The organism is Peribacillus acanthi, assembly GCF_003073175.1.
Classification (GTDB): domain Bacteria; phylum Bacillota; class Bacilli; order Bacillales; family DSM-1321; genus Bacillus_BN; species Bacillus_BN acanthi.
The window spans coordinates 173024-191963 of the sequence record NZ_QBBX01000008.1 but is presented as its reverse complement, the minus strand read 5'-3'; the positions used below and the strand labels follow the sequence as shown (position 1 = coordinate 191963).

Annotated in this window: 16 protein-coding genes and 1 tRNA gene; 8 read left to right on the top strand and 9 right to left on the bottom strand. The window is 36.0% G+C overall.

Annotated elements, in window-relative coordinates; all coding sequences use genetic code 11:
* Positions 1 to 477 precede the first annotated feature (477 nt).
* On the bottom strand, positions 478 to 1398 hold the full coding sequence (locus DBX25_RS10560; protein ID WP_108670754.1) for a DMT family transporter: 921 nt from the start codon (positions 1396 to 1398) through the stop codon (positions 478 to 480).
* Positions 1399 to 1577: 179 nt separating this feature from the next.
* On the opposite strand from DBX25_RS10560, the gene DBX25_RS10555 reads away from it, so the two are divergent.
* Together DBX25_RS10555 and DBX25_RS10550 are read left to right on the top strand one after the other, a co-directional pair.
* A complete protein-coding gene (locus tag DBX25_RS10555) occupies positions 1578 to 2273 on the top strand; it encodes an MgtC/SapB family protein (RefSeq protein ID WP_108670769.1) in 696 nt (231 codons plus the stop codon).
* Positions 2274 to 2338: 65 nt separating this feature from the next.
* Positions 2339 to 2411: transfer RNA gene (locus DBX25_RS10550), tRNA-Ala, on the top strand.
* Between the two features lie 77 nt (positions 2412 to 2488).
* On the opposite strand, the gene DBX25_RS10545 is transcribed toward DBX25_RS10550, so the two are convergent.
* From DBX25_RS10545 to DBX25_RS10530, 4 genes are all read right to left on the bottom strand, one after another.
* Positions 2489 to 4003 (bottom strand): CoA-acylating methylmalonate-semialdehyde dehydrogenase, encoded by a 1515-nt coding sequence (locus DBX25_RS10545; RefSeq protein WP_108670753.1) that lies wholly within the window; start codon positions 4001 to 4003, stop codon positions 2489 to 2491.
* A gap of 121 nt (positions 4004 to 4124) precedes the next feature.
* Positions 4125 to 5477, bottom strand: a complete 1353-nt coding sequence (locus DBX25_RS10540) for an aspartate aminotransferase family protein (protein ID WP_108670752.1) — start codon at positions 5475 to 5477, stop codon at positions 4125 to 4127.
* Positions 5478 to 5689: 212 nt separating this feature from the next.
* Positions 5690 to 5971, bottom strand: a complete 282-nt coding sequence (locus DBX25_RS10535) for a DUF2277 domain-containing protein (RefSeq protein ID WP_108670751.1) — start codon at positions 5969 to 5971, stop codon at positions 5690 to 5692.
* Between the two features lie 66 nt (positions 5972 to 6037).
* Entirely contained in the window at positions 6038 to 7606 is a 1569-nt protein-coding gene (locus DBX25_RS10530; protein WP_108670750.1) for a PucR family transcriptional regulator, read from the bottom strand.
* Between the two features lie 477 nt (positions 7607 to 8083).
* Between DBX25_RS10530 and DBX25_RS10525 the strand changes: the two genes are divergently transcribed.
* Genes DBX25_RS10525 through DBX25_RS10515 form a run of 3 tightly spaced genes read left to right on the top strand, consistent with a single transcriptional unit; the run spans position 8084 to position 11011 of the window.
* On the top strand, positions 8084 to 8287 hold the full coding sequence (locus DBX25_RS10525; RefSeq protein ID WP_108670749.1) for a DUF3311 domain-containing protein: 204 nt from the start codon (positions 8084 to 8086) through the stop codon (positions 8285 to 8287).
* The gene (locus tag DBX25_RS10520; protein WP_108670748.1) at positions 8284 to 9768 is read left to right on the top strand and encodes a sodium:solute symporter family protein; all 1485 of its coding nucleotides are present in this window, start codon (positions 8284 to 8286) and stop codon (positions 9766 to 9768) included. The genes DBX25_RS10525 and DBX25_RS10520 overlap by 4 nt, the downstream gene beginning before the upstream one ends.
* A gap of 16 nt (positions 9769 to 9784) precedes the next feature.
* Entirely contained in the window at positions 9785 to 11011 is a 1227-nt protein-coding gene (locus DBX25_RS10515; protein WP_108670747.1) for a Zn-dependent hydrolase, read from the top strand.
* A 120-nt stretch (positions 11012 to 11131) separates the two neighbouring features.
* Here the strand turns inward: DBX25_RS10515 and DBX25_RS10510 are convergent, their stop codons facing one another.
* The 4 genes from DBX25_RS10510 to DBX25_RS10495 form a co-directional block, all read right to left on the bottom strand.
* A complete protein-coding gene (locus tag DBX25_RS10510) occupies positions 11132 to 12805 on the bottom strand; it encodes a ribonuclease J (protein ID WP_108670746.1) in 1674 nt (557 codons plus the stop codon).
* 216 nt (positions 12806 to 13021) lie between these two features.
* Positions 13022 to 13324, bottom strand: coding sequence for an ArsR/SmtB family transcription factor (locus DBX25_RS10505; protein WP_108670745.1), 303 nt, complete (start codon positions 13322 to 13324; stop codon positions 13022 to 13024).
* Between the two features lie 96 nt (positions 13325 to 13420).
* Entirely contained in the window at positions 13421 to 14068 is a 648-nt protein-coding gene (locus tag DBX25_RS10500; protein ID WP_108670744.1) for an oxidoreductase, read from the bottom strand.
* A 20-nt stretch (positions 14069 to 14088) separates the two neighbouring features.
* Complete coding sequence (locus tag DBX25_RS10495) at positions 14089 to 14853, bottom strand: SDR family NAD(P)-dependent oxidoreductase (protein WP_108670743.1); 765 nt, start codon at positions 14851 to 14853, stop codon at positions 14089 to 14091.
* A gap of 403 nt (positions 14854 to 15256) precedes the next feature.
* On the opposite strand from DBX25_RS10495, the gene DBX25_RS10490 reads away from it, so the two are divergent.
* The 3 genes from DBX25_RS10490 to DBX25_RS10480 all read left to right on the top strand — a co-directional run bounded on the left by DBX25_RS10490 (position 15257) and on the right by DBX25_RS10480 (position 18678).
* Positions 15257 to 16204, top strand: coding sequence for an NAD-dependent epimerase/dehydratase family protein (locus DBX25_RS10490; protein WP_108670742.1), 948 nt, complete (start codon positions 15257 to 15259; stop codon positions 16202 to 16204).
* A 153-nt stretch (positions 16205 to 16357) separates the two neighbouring features.
* Complete coding sequence (locus DBX25_RS10485; protein WP_108670741.1) at positions 16358 to 17521, top strand: glycosyltransferase; 1164 nt, start codon at positions 16358 to 16360, stop codon at positions 17519 to 17521.
* Complete coding sequence (locus DBX25_RS10480; RefSeq protein ID WP_108670740.1) at positions 17518 to 18678, top strand: protein kinase family protein; 1161 nt, start codon at positions 17518 to 17520, stop codon at positions 18676 to 18678. The genes DBX25_RS10485 and DBX25_RS10480 overlap by 4 nt, the downstream gene beginning before the upstream one ends.
* Positions 18679 to 18940: the final 262 nt, after the last annotated feature.

Genomic DNA, 18940 nt, shown 5'->3' with positions numbered 1-18940 from the left:
TTTGACTTGCTCATAAAATGTCTTATTTAAAAGACTTAAATTTAAACGTTGACGTATTGTTTTGTTTAGTTTTCAAAGAGCAAAATCTTTCGTTTCGCTCGTAAGCGACTTTATTAATATAACACCCTTCGAAATAGATGTCAAATACTTTTTCAAAATAATTTTTTATCATTTTCAAAGTTGATGCTACTTGTCTTAGCGACATGAATTAATATATCATGATACAAATTCATTTGCAACCTAATTTGAGAACTTTTTTAATATATACTTGAACAAGTTACTCCAACTGTCTGACTTTGAAAAGTTCTATTTCATATACTATATCTGAGAATTCCTCCTGTTCATAGAATGATATGAATTGAAATTCTAGTTATAGTGTGTCCACATCATCCATTAAACAAAATAAACCCGGGGCAATCTACCCCAGGTTTATTTTTAAACTTTTCCGAATCAGTTATTGATATCATGCAAATACAATCAAGCCGGATTCTTAATCCTGCTATTTTGCCTATTAGCTATTAGTTTTGCTTTTCTTTCGTCCATTAAAAATATACTAATTCCTACTATTACAACTAATCCACCAACCATTTGAGTCCATATTAAACTTTCATCTAATAAGTAATATGCTAAGATTGCGGCTCCTACAGGTTCAAAGAGAATTGCCATTGAAATGGTAGTCGTGCTGAGCCACTTTAATGACCAATTGAATAGTGTGTGGCCTAAAAGTGTTGGAAAGATGGCAAGCAATATAAAACATAACCAGTCTCCAGCTGGATATGGACCAAGAGGTTCTTTCATAATAAGTACATAGACTAATAGTGAAAATGTACTTATGCCATAGACTAAAAAAGTATAAGTGACTAGAGATAGCCTTTGTCTCACATTTTGACCAAACAGTAAGTATGCGGTCACTAAGGCACACGCAATAAGAGCTAAGATATCTCCCCACAGTGCCATTCCACTTATTTTAAAATCGCCCCAGCTAATGATTATACTCCCTGCAATAGCAAGCACCCCACTAAAAATAGCCTTGCCTGTAATTTTTTCTTTAAAAAACAAATACACTCCTACAAAAGCAAATAAAGGTTGAAGTGTTACAAGTACTGTTGAACTTGCAACTGATGTGTAATTTAATGATTCAAACCAAAGAATAAAGTGAAGGGCTAAAAAAACACCAGAAATTGCAGTAAGTAGCCAATCTTTTTTCCGAATTAGTTTAAGTTCGTGCCTATACTTTAAAACAAATACAGGTAACATGAAAAGAACTGAAAAAAAGAGTCTGTAAAATGCAATGACTCCTGATGGTGCTGAAGCAAATTTCACCATAATTGCAGAAGTTGATACAGAAATCACACCAATAGCTAAAGCAATGTAAGGATTTATATTTGGTTCTTTCAATAGAATCAACCTCCTTTTTTATAACCATTAAGTAATGATACAAGGAGTAGAATTCAATTGCTATGGATAATTTGTATTTTGCTTAACTTCTTAATACACTAATTCTCAGCAAAGTGATAAAATACTTAAAAATCAACGAATCATATTAATCAAAGGCGGTGTTTGATTTGAACTGGGTAATGGATATTAATTTAGATCTACATATATTAATGAAACTCGGAATTTCCGCCGTTCTTGGATTAATAATTGGATTAGAGCGAGAAATAAAAAGAAAGCCTGTAGGATTGAAAACTAGTTTAGTTATTTCGATTGTCAGCTGTTTATTGACGATTGTCTCAATAGAGTCCGCTTATATATTCCCAGGTAGTGATGATGATGTGAATATTACGATGGATCCTCTGCGTCTCGCTGCACAGATAGTGTCTGGTATTGGTTTCTTAGGTGCTGGTGTAATATTACGTAGAGGAAATGATAGCATTTCTGGGTTAACTACCGCTGCCATGATATGGGGAGCTGCAGGAATTGGGATAGCAGTCGGGGCAGGGTTCTACGTTGAAGCCTTTGCAGGGGTCGTATTCTTGATGATTAGTGTGGAATTGATACCAATGATTGTTGGCTTAATTGGACCTAGGACATTAAGAGAAAAGGAAATCTTACTTCAACTAATGATTTCAGAAAAAGAAGATATTGCTGAAGTAATTGGCAAGATTAAAAATGAAAAAATATCAATAAAAAATATTAGAATCAAGGATTTGGAAGGCTCTCACTTTGTTCAAGTGAAAATTACAGTAGATCAACATAGAAAGACAACTGATGTTTATTATGCAGTATCAAAGATTCAAGGCATAACGTCAGTAGAAATTGAAACTCTTTAAATATTCGACCAAAAAGGATTGACAAGTGTAAATATTTCGATAAAATTTAACTTGTAATCTTTATCGGGGCATTAGCTCAGCTGGGAGAGCGCTACGCTGGCAGCGTAGAGGTCATCGGTTCGATCCCGTTATGCTCCATACTTCAATCCATTAAAAGGAGCGGTCCGAGATTAATAACTCGGACCGCTCCTTTTTCTAAATGGATAATTTGATGGTCATTTATTACTTGGAAAAGCAAATGAAAGTCCACTATTTTCACTCGGTGATAGCCAGCGTTCTGAAACCATTTTTGATTTCGTATAGAAATTTGCTTGATCTGGACCAAACATTTGCCCGTCACCAAATCTTGAGCCTTTAAAACCTGCAAAATTATGATAGCCTACTGGAATTGGAATTGGTACATTTACCCCGACCATTCCAACATCAATTTCAGTGGTGAATTTTCTAGCTGCTAGCCCATTATTTGTAAATACCGTAACCCCATTTCCTAATTCATGCTGATTAATTAATTTGATCGCATCCTCTAACGTATCTACACGAACAATATTTCGTACAGGACCGAAAACTTCTTGTTCATAAATTTCCATACCTGGTCTAACATGGTCAAGTAAAGTCGGTGCTAGGAAGAATCCCTTCTTTTTTTTGGTAACTTCTTTATTGCGTCCATCACAAACGATTGTGGCTCCTTCTTCTTCACTACGATCAATCGCTTTTAAGATACTTTCCTTCGCTCGTGGTGAAATTACTGGACCATAATCTGCACCTTCTGTATACGCACCTACTTTTAATCTATCAATCTTTTCTTTTAAAATTCCCACTAAACGATCAGCAGTTTCCTGACCCACAGGCATTAGTGTAGAAATTGCCATACAGCGTTGAGAGGCAGCTCCATATCCTGCACTGATGAAAGCATTCGCTACTTGTTCTAAATCCGCATCTGGCATAACTACCATATTATTTTTACCGCCGCCTAATGCAACAACACGTTTGCCATATTTAGCACTTGTTTCATAAATATATTGTGCTACAGGTGTTGACCCAACAAATGAAATGGCCTGTACAGCTGGGTTTTCGAGCAGTTCGTTTACCGCTTCTTTATCACCATTGATTACTGTCCAAATACCATCAGGGAGACCCGCTTCCTTCCATAATTCACTAATATATAAAGCTGTCATTGGGACGCGCTCCGAAGCTTTTAAAATAACAGCATTTCCAACAGCTACTGCCATACTTGTTTGTGCTAAAGGCACCATGAGTGGGAAATTAAATGGAGAGATTGCTGCTACAACACCCAGTGGATATTTTGCAGAGTACGCATTAATTTGCCCCCCTACATTAACTGAATATTCTCCTTTCATGAAATGAGGAGCATTAATAGCTAAGTCTACTGATTCTAAACCACGAGTAATTTCACCCATTGCATCTTCTTCTGTTTTTCCGCTTTCCGTGCAGATTAATTCGATAACTCTATCTTTATTTTTCGTTAGTAAATTTCGGAATTCCAATACAATTTCTGCACGTTTAGCTACTGATATATCACGCCATGCAGGGAAGGCGGCTTCAGCTTTTTTTATGGCATCTTTCACTTCCTCCGTAGAAGCTAATGGCACTTGGGCGATGACTTCGCCTGTTGCCGGATTGAACACCTCTGAGAAACGGCCACTCTTACCTGCAATTATTTTCCCATCAATAAAATGGGTAAGTTCTTTTACTTCGGTAATGTTTGTCATCTAATTGTTCTCCTTTCGATTATCAAGCTATTTTTCCACAATTTGAGATAGGATTCGATTGGTACTACATTAATTCTATTAATCTCAACAACGCTGCTGTTTCTAATGAATGCTATCAAAATTATAATAATTCAATGGCTTGTGTTAAACCTGCAAGAATAAAGTCTTTTTCCTCCATCGTAATATTTAATGGCGGAGATAGTGTTAATACATTGTTATAGCCAGCTACTGTTACACCGTTCTTCCCAATAATGAGTCGTTGTTCTTTACACTTAGCAATCACTTGGTTCACTTTATCAACAGGTAATGGAGTTTTGGTATTACGATCTTCTACAAGTTCAATGCCAATGAGCAATCCTACTCCTCGAATATCACCTACATGAGGGTGGTTTGAAATTTTTGCTCTTAGTTCAGAGACTAAAATTGCACCCATTTCTGAAGATTGTTCGAATAGGTTTTCACGCTCCATAATTTCTAGGTTTTTCAATGCCACTGCGCAGGCCGCTGGAGAGCCTCCAAATGTATTTACATGGCGAAAGAAGTCATAATTTCCGTTTTTAGTGAACTCTTCATATACTTCTCTCTTTACTGCGGTTGCAGAAAGTGGCATATATGCGCTCGTAAGTCCCTTTGCCATTGTAATAATGTCCGGTTTCACTCCGTAATGCTGGTGTCCGAAAGCTTTTCCTGTACGTCCGAAGCCGCAAATTACTTCATCTACAATTAATAGTGCACCGTGCTTCTCGCAAACCTCTTTTACACCCTTCAAATAATCATCTGGAGGCATTATTACACCTCCACCAGTAATAATCGGCTCTAATATCATCGCGGCAATGGTTTCTGAGTGTTCCCATGTCATGATTTCGTCCACTACCTTAACGGAAGGTAAGTCGCTGGCATCCTTAAATCCATCTTCATTGTAGCGATACTGATCTGGTGCTTTAACATGAATAAAACCTGGTGCTAATGGTTCATATTTGTATTTTCGTTCAGCCTGCCCTGTTGCGGCAAGCGCTCCCATTGAGTTTCCATGATAGGCGCGATATCGAGAAACGATTTTATATCGGGTTCCCTGGCCTTTTTGCTGGTGATACTGACGAGCGATTTTAAATGCTGTTTCATTTGCCTCCGATCCGCTATTAGAGAAAAACACCACATAATCCCCGTCCAATAATTCGCTAATTTTTTCGGCAAGTAAAATTGCTGAAGGATGACTGAGAGTTAATGGTGTATAGTTGTTATCAAGTAACTGGTCATAAGCTGCTTTTGCTATTTCTTCTCTTCCGTAGCCCACATTTACACACCACAAACCAGCCATGGCATCTAAATAACGATTACCATCAATATCTGTCAGCCAAGCTCCATTCGCTTTTTGAATAATGGTTGTTGCTTGTGGGTTATAAGGCTTCATTGCATGCCATACATACTTCTCATCTTTAGCAACTAAATTTTCAGCTATATGAACGTTTCCCATTTAAGCCACTCCTTTAGAAAATTGTTTCTCCTGACTTTATTGTGAAGTTTGTTGACACTATTATCATCAGACACAATGTAAAACGTTTACTAAATACTGTTTCACACATTGACAACTTATCTAGTAAAACTTCATTATCAACATTTGAGAAAAAGAAAGAAGACTGCTTTATATTTGCAGTCTTCAACGGATTCAAAATCTATAAACACATTCTAGTCCTCACTATTTGGTCCAAACCTTTTAGCTGCTTTGATGCGCGCACGCTCAGCTTCTACCTCACGATTACGGGGTTCAGCAATAGTTTGCAGATCATTCAATAAATTTCTAGTAACCATTGCAATCTCGTTGATTGCTTGATTAAATGCTTCTTCGTTAACTTTGGATGGCTTGTTATAGCCAGTTATCTTTCTAACATACTGTAAAGCTGCTGCATGAATCTCCTCATCGGTAGCAATTGGATCAAAATTAAACAATGTTCTAATGTTTCTGCACATACGATACTCCTCTTTGTTTTAATTAATGAAAGGAAGATTGCTTTATCATTTTCAATAAGGATTCTCTCAATCAGTAACTTGGAAATTATATTGTGTAGCGAGTAACATTAATTCAACCGCAAGACGTTTAGGCGGAAGCATATAATCCTTTCCTATTAGGTCCTCAATTTTTGCCAAGCGATGATATAAAGTTTGACGGACAATAAATAGCTTTTCTGCTGTCTCTTTTTTTAGACAATTACATTGTAGATAAACTTGTAGAGTTACAATTAATTGTCCATTATTTTTAGCATCATATTCATAGAGGGGCTGTAAATAGTTTTTTGCCAAATCCATAATTGCTTTATTTTTTTGCATTTGTAGAACTAATTGATGTAAGTAGAGATCTTCATAAAAATAAGAAAGCTGTAGAGCGTTATTGCGGATTAATAGTGTATCCTGAGCTGTTTCGAAACTTTGATGAATTAATTTATAATCCTTGAGGATCTGTCCTACAGCAGTTGTAACATTTAAATCTATATAATTATTATTCTTTCTAAAGTTCCTGATTTTCTCTATACAGTCTAAGATACGTAGTTTTATATCATATCCATATATATCTGCAATCACATAAACGAGCCTTTGTTTTTCTTCTAATAAAAATAAAACGAATCCTTTATTTTCAAAAATAGTCCTGGAGTATAATTTATAATAATTTAAATCAAATTGTTTTTTTGAATTCTTTATGTGATCGATTAATACAAAATAAGAGCAATTCAATAATTGATGAAAACTCTGTTCCTGCAAGAAGGAAGTTATAACAGAATCCTCCACTGTTCCATATACCCATGATTCCAATAATACTCGTGAGTGAATATTTTGTTTCTCTTCAATATATAGGCTACGTAACAAATATTGAGATAATGCAGTTACTGTTCTATCCAATACTAATAACTCAAATTCATTTATTGTGCGGTTCTCAGAGAAAATACATACTTCTCCATAGCTTTCCTCTAATATATTTACTTCACATTTAGCGAAATGCTTTCCTACCCCTATTTTTTCATATTCGCTTCTTAATTTCTTATATGTATGGTGTTTTTCATTTGGTATAAACATTGGTTGTTGGCCGTTGATGTTAAAAGCGACATTAACATTTAAATATTTATTTAGTCTCATTAAAATATGTTCATAATGAGTGATTTTCAAAGTTAATTTATTTATTTCTTGTGAATAATTTTCTAACCGTTTAATCATTTCATATTGTTGATTAATTAACATGCTATGTATTTCTTGAGTTATTTCTATAAATGGAACGATTTCGTTAAATACAATAATCGGTAAATTATACAGGTTAGCCAGCTCGATCACGTTATCTGGCACATATTGAATATGTTCACCTAATTCTATACATAATCCAGCAGCTTCTTTTTTTATCAATTGTTCAACAAATTCAAAGAGAGTCTTCTCTTTAGTTAGTTGAATTCCCGTAGTTAATATTAATTCGTTTCCTTTAATAAAAGTACCTATCTCTTTCGATTCTAGTATATGAACCCACTTAATCGTATTCAAAACCCCATCATGACCTGCGAGAATTTCCGCTTTTTGGAAATGGTTTTTATTAAATAAATCTTGAACCGTCAGAGAATAAGACATATTTTACCTCCCCTTTAAAAAAGGTTTAACAATACTTTATACAGAAAAATATAACATAATGTAAAACACCTAAGGGAACTACTTTACATTATGTTCATATCAATCTATTAAAAAGCTATGATATATTTTTTGTAACTTTCATATGGACAGGAGAGTGATCCAATGAATCAGACAACTTTAATTAATGGCGAAGTGAATACAGTGACTAATCATAACGACGTTCTTGAAGCATGTTTGATAGAAGAGAATAAAATTGAAGAGTAGTTACCACAGAAGAAAAACTAACACAATACAACCTCAACAAAAATCATTGATTTGTACGAAAGAACGGTTTAAACCGGTCTAAAAGATGCACAATGAACTAATTGAACCTCACTGTAAAATTCCCAGATATCTCGATTGTAGCGCTATTAGGTAAAAAGTGTTTACGTGAAAAAAGTATAAGCGAAAGACATTTAGGAATGGAGAGTGAAAGAAGTGAGAAAGTATTCCAAATTATTACTAATTATCCCTTTCATAGGACTATGTGTCCTACTACCATTAGCTAACCGTGTTGAGCCCTATATTTTAGGACTGCCGTTCTTACTATTTTGGGTTGCTTTATGGATGATATTATCATCTGTCACTCTACTAATCGTATATAAATTAGATCCTGAAAATGAGGGGAGTGAAACGGTATGAACATTGCCTTAGTAATAATCTTTTTCACTGCTGCTCTTGCTTTATACTTAGGGATACGTGCAACCCGCGGAAAAGAAATGAATGTAAATGAGTTCGCTGTTGGAAATAAAGGCTTCGGGACACTATTCATATTTTTATTAATTGCAGGTGAAGTTTATACAACCTTTACCTTTTTAGGAGGTAGTGGATGGGCCTATTCAAATGGTGCTGCTGCGTACTACGTTCCAGCCTATATTTGCTTGGCTTATGTCCTTTCCTATTGGATAATCCCTAAAATTTGGCGTTTTGCGAATAAGCATAACGTTATTTCACAGCCTCAATACTTTATGAAAAATTATGACAGTAAAGCTTTGGGTGTCGTTGTGGCTTTCATCGGATTATTAGCACTTGTACCATATATTGTAATCCAATTAAAAGGATTAGGGATTATTGTTTCCGAAGCTTCTTATGGAGCTATATCACCATTAATGGCTTCAACCATTGGGGCAGCTATTGTTACGATATATGTTACTATCTCGGGTATTCATGGATCTGCTTGGAATGCCGTATTAAAGGATATCATGATTCTTTTTGTAATTGTATTTTTAGGTGTCTATATCCCTTATCACTACTTTGGCGGCATCCAGCCTTTATTCGAAGCTGTTCAAAACGTCAAACCAGAAGCATTAACCTTCGCATCAGAAGGCTATAGTATGTCATGGTTTATTTCTACAATTGTTTTAAATGCCTTTGGTTTTTACCTCTTACCTCAATCTTTTAGTGTAGTACTTTCAGCTAAAAGTGAACGAGCATTAAAAAAGAATGCAATCACATTACCCCTTTATACGATTTTAATTTTATTTGCTTTCTTCATCGGGTTTGCAGCGATTATTCAAGTACCTGGTTTACAAGGTCCACAAGGTGACCTTTCGTTATTGCGACTTACGATGCAAACATTCGATCCATGGTTCGTAGGGATTGTTGGAGGTGCTGGCATATTAACCGCATTAGTACCCGTATCCGTTATGGTAATGTCCGGAGCAGTGGGCTTAATGACAGGCTTTTATAGAGTAATCAAACCAAACTCAAGCGATCATCAGCAGCTGACAGTATCTAAATTATTTGTTTTATTGATTATTTTAGTAGCATATATTTTCACTATCACGGGTGGAAATGCATTAGCTATTTTAAATATTATGTCTTATGGTTTAATCACTCAATTGGTACCAGCGATGATCTTCGGTTTCTTTAATACGAAGTTTATGAATAAGTACGGTGCTATTGCAGGTATTTTAACAGGGGTTTCCATTGTATTATTCAACGCAGTTACTAAATTTAAATTAGTCAATATTTTCCCTAATATCCCAAGTGTCATTAATGATATCAACATTGGATTTGTAGCAATTGGAATTAATATTTTCATTGGGGTGACAGTAAGCTTACTATCGAACCTGTTAGTTAAAAAAGAGTTTACGAGAATAGCAGAAGAAGTTGTCAAATAATTAAGGGGGACTACAGATGATAAAGTGTAATGCTAACCGCCTTCAAAAATTAGTTGAGTTATTTAGTGAGTACGGAAAAACGGAAAACAATGGTGTAACTAGACTTTCATTATCTGCTGAAGATATTGCAGCACGAAAGAAATTCCAAGAACTATGCGAAGAACTGGAAATGACAGTAGTTTATGACGATATGGGCAACATGTACGCAACATTACCTGGAAAACAAAACTTGCCACCTATCGTAGTAGGCTCTCATTTAGACTCTGTTATTAAAGGTGGTCGATTTGATGGTGTGTTAGGAGTTCTCACTGCTTTAGAAACTGTCTATTCAATAAAAGATGCAAATATCGAGTTGGACTATCCAATCACGATTGTTAATTTCACAAATGAAGAAGGGGCTCGTTTTGAACCATCTCTAATGTCTTCAGGTGTTTTATCCGGTAAATTTGAAAAAACAAAGATGCTTGCTTCAACAGATAAAAACGGAATTACATTTGCTGAAGCATTAAGTGAAAGCGGGTTTGAAGGTCCGGTAACAAATCGTATACAAGAAGCAACCGCCTATATTGAATTACATATTGAACAAGGGCCTGTTCTGGAACGGAAAAACTTAGAAATCGGTGTTGTAGAAGGTGTATTAGGAATGGTTTGCTATGAAATCTCCGTTTTTGGAGAATCCAATCATGCAGGTACAACGCCAATTAGCATGCGCAAAGATCCAATGTTCACAGTTGCCAATATGATTGCAGACATGCAGCAGCAACTACAGAGATTGGATTCCGAACTTGTCTACACAATTGGACGTATAAATGCTTATCCAAATATTCACACAGTCATTCCCTCTCAAGTAACCTTTACTTTAGAGGCCCGACATCAAGATCCTGGGGTCATCGCAGAAGTAACAACAATGGTAGAAAACCTGCCAGTATTGCAAAACGACTGTTCAATTAAATCAACACGATTATGGGATCGAGATACAGTTCATTTCGATGAGGAAGTAGTAGGTGCAGTAGAATATTCTTGCAAAGAATTAGGATATAAAGAACATCGAATGTTTAGCGGAGCTGGACATGATGCTCAATTCATCGCTTCTTTTATCCCTTCGGCTATGATATTTGTACCGAGTGTAAATGGATACAGTCATCGTGAAGATGAATTAACTTCCTATGAAGACTGTGCAAAAGGGGCTAACGTTTTACTTAATGCCGTATTAAAATTATGTCGCGAGAGAGTGAAGAAATAAGGTTTATCCTATCAACTTAAGATAACAAAGGGTTAGTAAAACAACAATTTGAAGTTAGTTGTTTCGATACTCTAAAATGTTTAAAAACGAGGTCCCAAAGAATAAATTGGGACCTCGTTTTTAAATTTCAATAATAACAGGAAGAATCATCGGCTTTCTCTTCGTTTGAGCAAATAAATATTGCCCAACCACTTTTTTAATATTTTGTTTCATGACTTTCCACTGTCTGATATTTGCTTCCTGTAAGTCGGTAGCAGTATTTTTCACTAGACGGTTAACTTCTTTAAGCAACTCATCGGAATTCCTTGCATACACAAATCCACGGGAGATTGTATCAGGTCCAGACACTATTTTTCGATCGTGTTTATTGATAGTGAGAACAATGACTAGCATTCCATCTTCAGAGAGCTGTTTTCGATCTCGGAGCACCATGTCTCCCACGTCACCAACACCCATTCCGTCAACATAGGTATCGCCCGCTGGTACTTTCCTTGTTTGCCGGGCAATAGAGCTTTCCACATCTACTACATCACCATTTTCAATAATGAATGTATTTCCTTTTTCCACTCCAACAGATTCAGCAAGTGTTCGATGGTGGTGTAGCATTCTATATTCGCCGTGGATTGGAATAAAATAAGTCGGTTTCATGAGGGTCAGCATCAGCTTTAAGTCTTCTTGATAGCCATGGCCCGATACATGCATTCCTGTAGTACTTCCAGAACCATAAATGACCTTTGCCCCCAACTGGAATAAGTTATCAATGATTCGCGAAACATCACGTTCATTCCCTGGAATGGGTGATGCTGCTAAAATGACAGTGTCATCTGGAAAAATAGAAACATCTCGATAGTTTCCGGTCGAGAGGCGGGCAAGAGCTGCCATTGGCTCACCTTGACTTCCTGTACATAAAATAGCTACCTTTTCCGGATCCAAATTGTAGGCTTCATGCGCTTCAATTAACATTCCTTCAGGAACTTTTAAATATCCACGCTCTATCGCCACTGAAACAACATTCACCATACTTCTTCCAAGTAATGCGAGCTTACGATTTGTTTTAATTGCAGCATCAACTACTTGTTGCACGCGATTGACGTTAGAAGCAAAGGTAGAAACGATGACTTTGCCTGTAGCTCTCATAAAGGCTTCATCCATATGGCTACTCACCATTAGTTCAGTCGGTGATAATCCAGAACGCTCCGCATTTGTACTCTCAGATAATAAAACTAACACCCCTTGCCGACCGATTTCCGCCATTTTATGAATATCAGAATATTGATCATTTACAGGAGTTAAATCAAATTTGAAGTCTCCTGTATGAACGACATTCCCTTCAGGTGTATGGAACACAATCCCAAGACAATCGGGGATACTATGACTTGTCCTAAAAAAGGAAACCTTCACTTCTCCCAACTCAAGGAGTGATTCCGAGTCAATCTGAATTAGCTTCGTATCGCCTTTAATCCGATGTTCTTCAAGTTTTAGTTCAATCAATCCTAATGTAAAACGAGTCGCATAAACCGGAATATTTATTTTCTTCAAAAGATACGGGATTCCACCTATATGATCTTCATGACCATGTGTGACAATCAGCCCCCGAATCTTATCTCTATTTTCTTCTAGGTATGTAATATCAGGGATAATTAAATCAATACCTAACAAACTCTCGTCAGGAAACTTTCCGCCACAGTCAATGATAAAAATATCATTGGAGTATTGAACAACATACATGTTTTTACCAATTTCATTTACCCCGCCTAAAGCGAAAACGGAAAGGATTTTTTCATTACTACTCAAGACTTATTTCCTCCTTACTCCAATTAAATATGTTTAGCATTCCCATATGGCATCCTTTTCAATAAGCAGATCGATGAAAAATTTGGAGAGTATAATATATAGTAGGAATAGAATCATTACCATAAAAAAACACCAGTAAACTGACATCTTCTCAGCTCACTAGTGTCTTATTCTTATAAGATTAAACTCTTTAACAAAAAATATTACTTCTCTGAACTAAAGGCATTCATTTTCTACGGTAGAAATTAATTCTTTCAATAGATTTACTGATGAATCTAATGAGAGTGAATAGTATCTTTGGGTTCCTTTTTGTTCAACGTGAATCAGTCCGCATTCTCTAAGCAATTTTAAGTGATGGGAGATTGCAGGACGTGATAGTTTTGACCGCTCCGTGATTTCATTTACTGTTAACGCATCATGTTGCGCCAATAATAAAATGATATCTTGTCTATGTGGGTCACTAAGATTTTGAAAAACTGGAATACAGGAACGAAAAACTTCAATTGCTTTATTGCTCATCTATTATCACCTTTCTAAAGCTCGACCAATTCATATGAAATAATCATATTATATAGTCAATCCCACGTAAATCCTTTTGGCCAATGTCTCAATAGCCTATATGTTATCAGAACGATGAATGAAAAATCCTTGCTCGTTTTGTAGTGCCCTTTTATACATTCCCTCCGCCACTCTTTTTCCTTCTATTGGCTTATACTTTCTTATCGGCCCGACAAATAAAGATGGTAAGCGTGTACCAATTGCTTCAGCTATTTTTTCCCCTTGCCTGAATTCTGTCCGATCACCCAATAGCAATGAAGGTTGAAAGATATGGACATTGGGGAGGTCTAACTTCTTCAAATCTCTCTCTACGTTCCCTTTTACTCTATTATAGAAAAACATGGAATCAGGATCAGCCCCCAGTGCAGTAATGGTGAAAAAATTACCTCCTGAATACCTTTTGGTCATACGAGCCGCATTCATTGTGTATTCATAGTCGACTTTTTGAAAGTTTTCTTTTGATTTTGCTTTTTTGATAGTCGTTCCAAGACAACTATATACATCATCGACTTCAAAGGCATGTTCATAATTATCAAGTCGATCGAAATCCGCAACAATCTGTGTGAGCTTATCATGATGATAAGAAAGTTCACGTCTGACTAGAATCGATACATGACTATATTCTGGTGATTCTAATAAAATTTTGACCAACTCCGAACCAATAAGCCCTGAAGCCCCTAATACAAGTGCCGTTCTCTGCTTCATGTACTTCCCCCTTCCATTATTCAATCTTTTTTGGCTACCGATTTAGCAATTTTGGCTGCAAAACTCCTTGGAAGAAATTTCGCTGCGATTGTCCCAATTCTATTTAATCCGCCGGGAATGATTACTCGTCTTCCAGCCATCAATGCTTCATATCCTTGTCTTGCCACAACATCAGATGGCATGGCACTCTTGAACATCTTCGTACCTTCAACATTTGCCACCGCTCCAAAATTTGTTTTCGTTGGACCTGGACACAATGTGGTAACCGTTATGGAAGTATTCGATAGCTCCTCCACTAGAGCTTCAGAAAATGATAACACATATGCTTTTGTCGCATAATAGACAGCCATCAATGGACCTGGCTGAAATGCGGCAGTGCTCGCTACATTTAATATTTTCCCTGTATTTCTTTTTTTCATTTGAGCAAGTACGTAATAAGTCAATTCAGTTAAAGCAGATACATTTAACTGGATCATATTTAATTGTTGTTTAATATCTAACTCGTTGAAATCACCCATTAGACCGAACCCAGCATTGTTTACTAGGACATCAATTTCAATTCCAAGATTTTGGATTTCCTCAAACACCTCTTTTGATGCGTTAGGAATGCTCAAATCTTTCGTTATAAAAGATACCTTAATATCGGAAAAAGTCCTTTGAATTTCCTCCATCTTTTGTTGATTTCTTGCTACAAGGACCAGATTGTATCCTTCTTTAGCGAATAATTGAACAAAATCATATCCCAATCCACTTGTTGCACCCGTGATCAAAGCTGTCTTTGCCAATGTTCATTCCTCCATTAATATGTTTAAGTTTTTAAACGTTTAATCCTTAAAACATATGGTAGTGTATATCCAACTTTTTGTCAACGGATAATACACGAGTTCCATGGACTTAACATCTTAAGAAGGATCAGTATTAATGGACAAATGTCTTTTTTCATTATCACAGCGTTAAATACCCAAGCACCAAATTTGTCCACCAATATAATAAGACTAGTAACTAAGAAGAAATTTGAAGTTTATATTAGATAAACCTCTACTGAAAAAATGGACATCCCCCTACTTTGTCCCATAAGGAAAAGGACATGTCTAGAATGGGCAGTAGGTAAAAGTAACAATGTGAAACTGTTTATGTTTCCTTAATTATTTTCATCAAGTATGTAATGAAATGAGGTGTAGCCAGACAATGAGAATTTTAGTCACCGGTGCAGCCGGCTTTATCGGTTCGCATCTATGTGAACAACTATTAGTGGACCCGAATAATGAAGTGATTGGAGTAGACACATTTATCGGTCCGACTCCCCTTAAGCTTAAACAAATCAATCTTGTATCTTTGCAGGTTCATCCAAGGTTTAAATTGTATTCCATTGATTTATTGTCCGCTGATTTAGAGAAATTGGTCGAAAATGTGGATATTATTTATCACTTAGCTGCTATCCCTGGTGTTCGTGCTAGCTGGGGTAAAGACTTTGATCCTTATGTAACCAACAATATTTTCGTTACACAACGTCTTTTGGAGACAATCAAAAATAAACCAATCCAAAAATTCATCTTTGCATCAACATCCTCCGTTTACGGAGAGAAAAATGGCAAAGTTACAGAAGATGCAACTCTTACCCCGCTTTCTCCTTATGGAATTACCAAATTAACAGGTGAGCATTTATGCAATGTTTATCAGAAGAGCTATAACATTCCGCTAATTAAAGTGAGATTTTTTACGGTATATGGACCAAGACAAAGGCCAGATATGGCTTTCCACCGTTTTATTAAACAAATTCTTAATGATGAACCAATTTCTATTTTTGGTGATGGTACACAAACAAGGGATTTTACTTTTATTAGTGATTGCATCCAGGCTACGTCAGCGATTATGACAAAGGAGCATGTGGTGGGACAAACCATCAATATAGGGGGAAAAGAAAGGGCTTCCGTTAACGAGGTGGTTCTAATGATTGAGGAATTAACAGGAAAAAAAGCTAGTATCGAATATACCCCTAAATTAAATGGAGAACCCAAACACACTTGGGCTGACATTTCCCTTGCTAAAAATCTACTAGATTATGACCCAAAAATTTCCTTAAGAGAGGGCCTTGCTAGAGAAATTGAATACATCCGTCAAGTTTACTCCCTTTGATTAAGCCTCTGTTTAAACAATATTAACTTTCAACATCCATTCCTTCAAAGTTTTTAGTAAATCGCTGTGTGTATCTAATCCATAAAACATCTAATTTTTATGGTTTGGAAAAAAATATCAAAAGCTCAAATAATAGTAAAAAGGAGCATGGTAATGGGAAACAAGAAAGAGAAGAAAGAGAAGAAAGAGAAGAAAAAAACCAAAAAAAATAAAAAGGAGAAGTATACTTCCCGAAGAGTAAAGAGTAATTCGCCTTCAGTTTTGCATTTAAATTTAAGAGTCGATCCCACACAGTATATATCTCAAATTCGAGAAATCCCTGGTTATGATTATATTCATTTAGTACGTAAACCAAAGTATATGGTAGATTTATCTCTTTTAAATGAAAAGGTTCACTATCTTAATGAAATCTTCTCGCCAAATGATTATATAAAAGAAAATAATATCTCCCTCTTACATGCCCATCATGGTCAATTAGGTATATTATTACTCCCTTTTAAGGAAAAGACCGATCTTCCTTTGGTCACTAGTATTAGGGGAAGAGATGCCACACTTGCCGATCAGCATTTCACTTACTTAGATAATATGAAATTGCTATTTGAGCAATGTGACCAGTTATTTCCGGTCTGTCAATATCTAGCTGACAGGATGATAGCATGGGGATGTCCTCCAGAAAAAATAAGAGTTTTATATGGTGGGGTTGACCTAAACAAGTACATGTACAGAGCACCTCAAATAGAGTCTACCTCCCAAAACATCCTATCTGTTGGAAGATTAGTAGAAAAGAAGGGACACCATGTTCTAATGAAAGCGTTCCATAAGATCAAGGATAACTTCCCAAATGCAACATTAACTGTAATTGGAAGCGGAAAGCTTGAAGAGGAAATTAAATCACTATCTGAAGAGTTAAATTTAGGTGATTCTTTTAAACTATTAAATCATCTTCCAAAAGAAGAGGTATATCAATATATGTATAATGCAGATTTATTCTGTGCAGCAAGCTTAACTGCAGCTAATGGTGACTTAGAAGGAATCCCTAATACCCTAAAAGAAGCAATGGCTACTGGGGTACCGGTTATTTCAACCAACCATGCCGGAATACCTGAGTTAGTTACAAATAAAGTGAATGGTGTATTAGTTGAGGAAAATAACGAGGATGAACTAGCTCATGCACTTGAATTTATGTTGAACAATAGGAACCTTTGGGAATCGTATTCATTAGAAGCACGTAAAAAGGTTGAAGAAAGCTTCGATTTAATTCAGCAGCTACAATTACAAGCTAGTTATTATGATGAGCTGTTAGGAGGCCAAAAATGAGCGATTTTAAATCTATCGTAGTCACCAAAGGACTAAAATTTTTAGAAATCACTAACCCTACCCACTATCCATTGATTGGCAAAGGGTCTCAAGGTGCAGTATTCAAACTTTCAGAAGAAAGATGCGTCAAAATCTATGCAGATCCTGTACAAGCAAAAATGGAAGTTGAAGCACTTAAAGCAGGTAAAAAATTACACTTCATGCCTAAAATATATGAATCTGGAGAAAATTATATCGTGATGGATTATTTTAATGGTCCAAATTTGAGAGACTTCCTTCTCGACTGCATGTATATGCCTGAAGACATTACTATCAAACTGTTAGATGTATTAACGGAATTAAAGAAAGCTAAGTATACTATGTTAGATGCCCCCCTTCGACATATCATTATCGTCAACAATGAACTAAAAGTAGTCGACCATGTAAATGCCTTTAAGAGAATGCACTCAGTCCCTATAAAATTATTAAGAGATTTACAGTTACTACTTTTAAAAGATTCTTTCTTATTACAGGTAAGTAAACTAGCGCCGAACACTTTCAAAGAATGGGACAAATATTTAAGTCAACAAAAATTGGATTATAAAAATTTAATGGTGACCTCCGGCGGTAAAGGTAGTGGGGTAAAAGCTGATAGTTCAATCTCACATCGTCTCATTGGTAAAGGACATCAAGGTGCAGTTTATAGACTAACAGAAGAACGATGCGTGAAAATCTACGGAAAAGCAGAACATGCAACTCAAGAAAAAGAAGTCCTCTTAGCTTCTCAAAAGCTATCATTTATCCCAAAAGTTTATAAAACAGGAAACAATTATATAGAAATGGAATATCTAGCGGGCCCAGATTTAAACACGTATCTAAAAAAACAAAGAAAACTACCAGAAGAAATTTCATTTCAATTGTTCACTATCTTAACAGGAATGGAAAAGAACGGGTTCAAACAAATTGATGCACCGCTTCGTCACATTATCATTACTAATGATGGGTTTAAACTATTGGATCATGTATATTCATTTACCCGCGTACAAGGAAAACCCCTCGAATTATTTGATGACCTCCAGCAATTAAACTTTTTAGATTCTTTCCTTGACTATATAAAGGAAACAGATCCTAAAGCTTATGAAAGATGGCTTCCTGATAGCACGACCACAATAAGCTAAAAATCACCCAGCCCAAAAGAGAAATTAAAGATTTTGTTCAACAAAGAGCCTCCACGCCTATGGGGGCTCTTTGTTTCTTTTTCTAATGTCCTAAAACTTTATCTTATATGAAACCCAGAGAATGTGCCTTATATAGACAGGAGCCCTTACCAATTCAACCACACTTGAATTTACTATATGAGGAACAAATGTGGGTGAGAATTGGTTGGATATAGTCAGGCATGGTCTATCAAGGTAAAAAAAATCTTCTCACTTCAATTTG

Excerpts from the sequence above, each read along its gene's own strand:
- DBX25_RS10555 (WP_108670769.1), top strand. The coding sequence starts at position 1,578 with ATGGATATTAATTTAGATCTACATATATTAATGAAACTCGGAATTTCC.
- DBX25_RS10545 (WP_108670753.1), bottom strand. The coding sequence starts at position 4,003 with ATGACAAACATTACCGAAGTAAAAGAACTTACCCATTTTATTGATGGG.
- DBX25_RS10540 (WP_108670752.1), bottom strand. The coding sequence starts at position 5,477 with ATGGGAAACGTTCATATAGCTGAAAATTTAGTTGCTAAAGATGAGAAG.
- DBX25_RS10535 (WP_108670751.1), bottom strand. The coding sequence starts at position 5,971 with ATGTGCAGAAACATTAGAACATTGTTTAATTTTGATCCAATTGCTACC.
- DBX25_RS10530 (WP_108670750.1), bottom strand. The coding sequence starts at position 7,606 with ATGTCTTATTCTCTGACGGTTCAAGATTTATTTAATAAAAACCATTTC.
- DBX25_RS10520 (WP_108670748.1), top strand. The coding sequence starts at position 8,284 with ATGAACATTGCCTTAGTAATAATCTTTTTCACTGCTGCTCTTGCTTTA.
- DBX25_RS10515 (WP_108670747.1), top strand. The coding sequence starts at position 9,785 with ATGATAAAGTGTAATGCTAACCGCCTTCAAAAATTAGTTGAGTTATTT.
- DBX25_RS10505 (WP_108670745.1), bottom strand. The coding sequence starts at position 13,324 with ATGAGCAATAAAGCAATTGAAGTTTTTCGTTCCTGTATTCCAGTTTTT.
- DBX25_RS10500 (WP_108670744.1), bottom strand. The coding sequence starts at position 14,068 with ATGAAGCAGAGAACGGCACTTGTATTAGGGGCTTCAGGGCTTATTGGT.
- DBX25_RS10490 (WP_108670742.1), top strand. The coding sequence starts at position 15,257 with ATGAGAATTTTAGTCACCGGTGCAGCCGGCTTTATCGGTTCGCATCTA.
- DBX25_RS10485 (WP_108670741.1), top strand. The coding sequence starts at position 16,358 with ATGGGAAACAAGAAAGAGAAGAAAGAGAAGAAAGAGAAGAAAAAAACC.
- DBX25_RS10480 (WP_108670740.1), top strand. The coding sequence starts at position 17,518 with ATGAGCGATTTTAAATCTATCGTAGTCACCAAAGGACTAAAATTTTTA.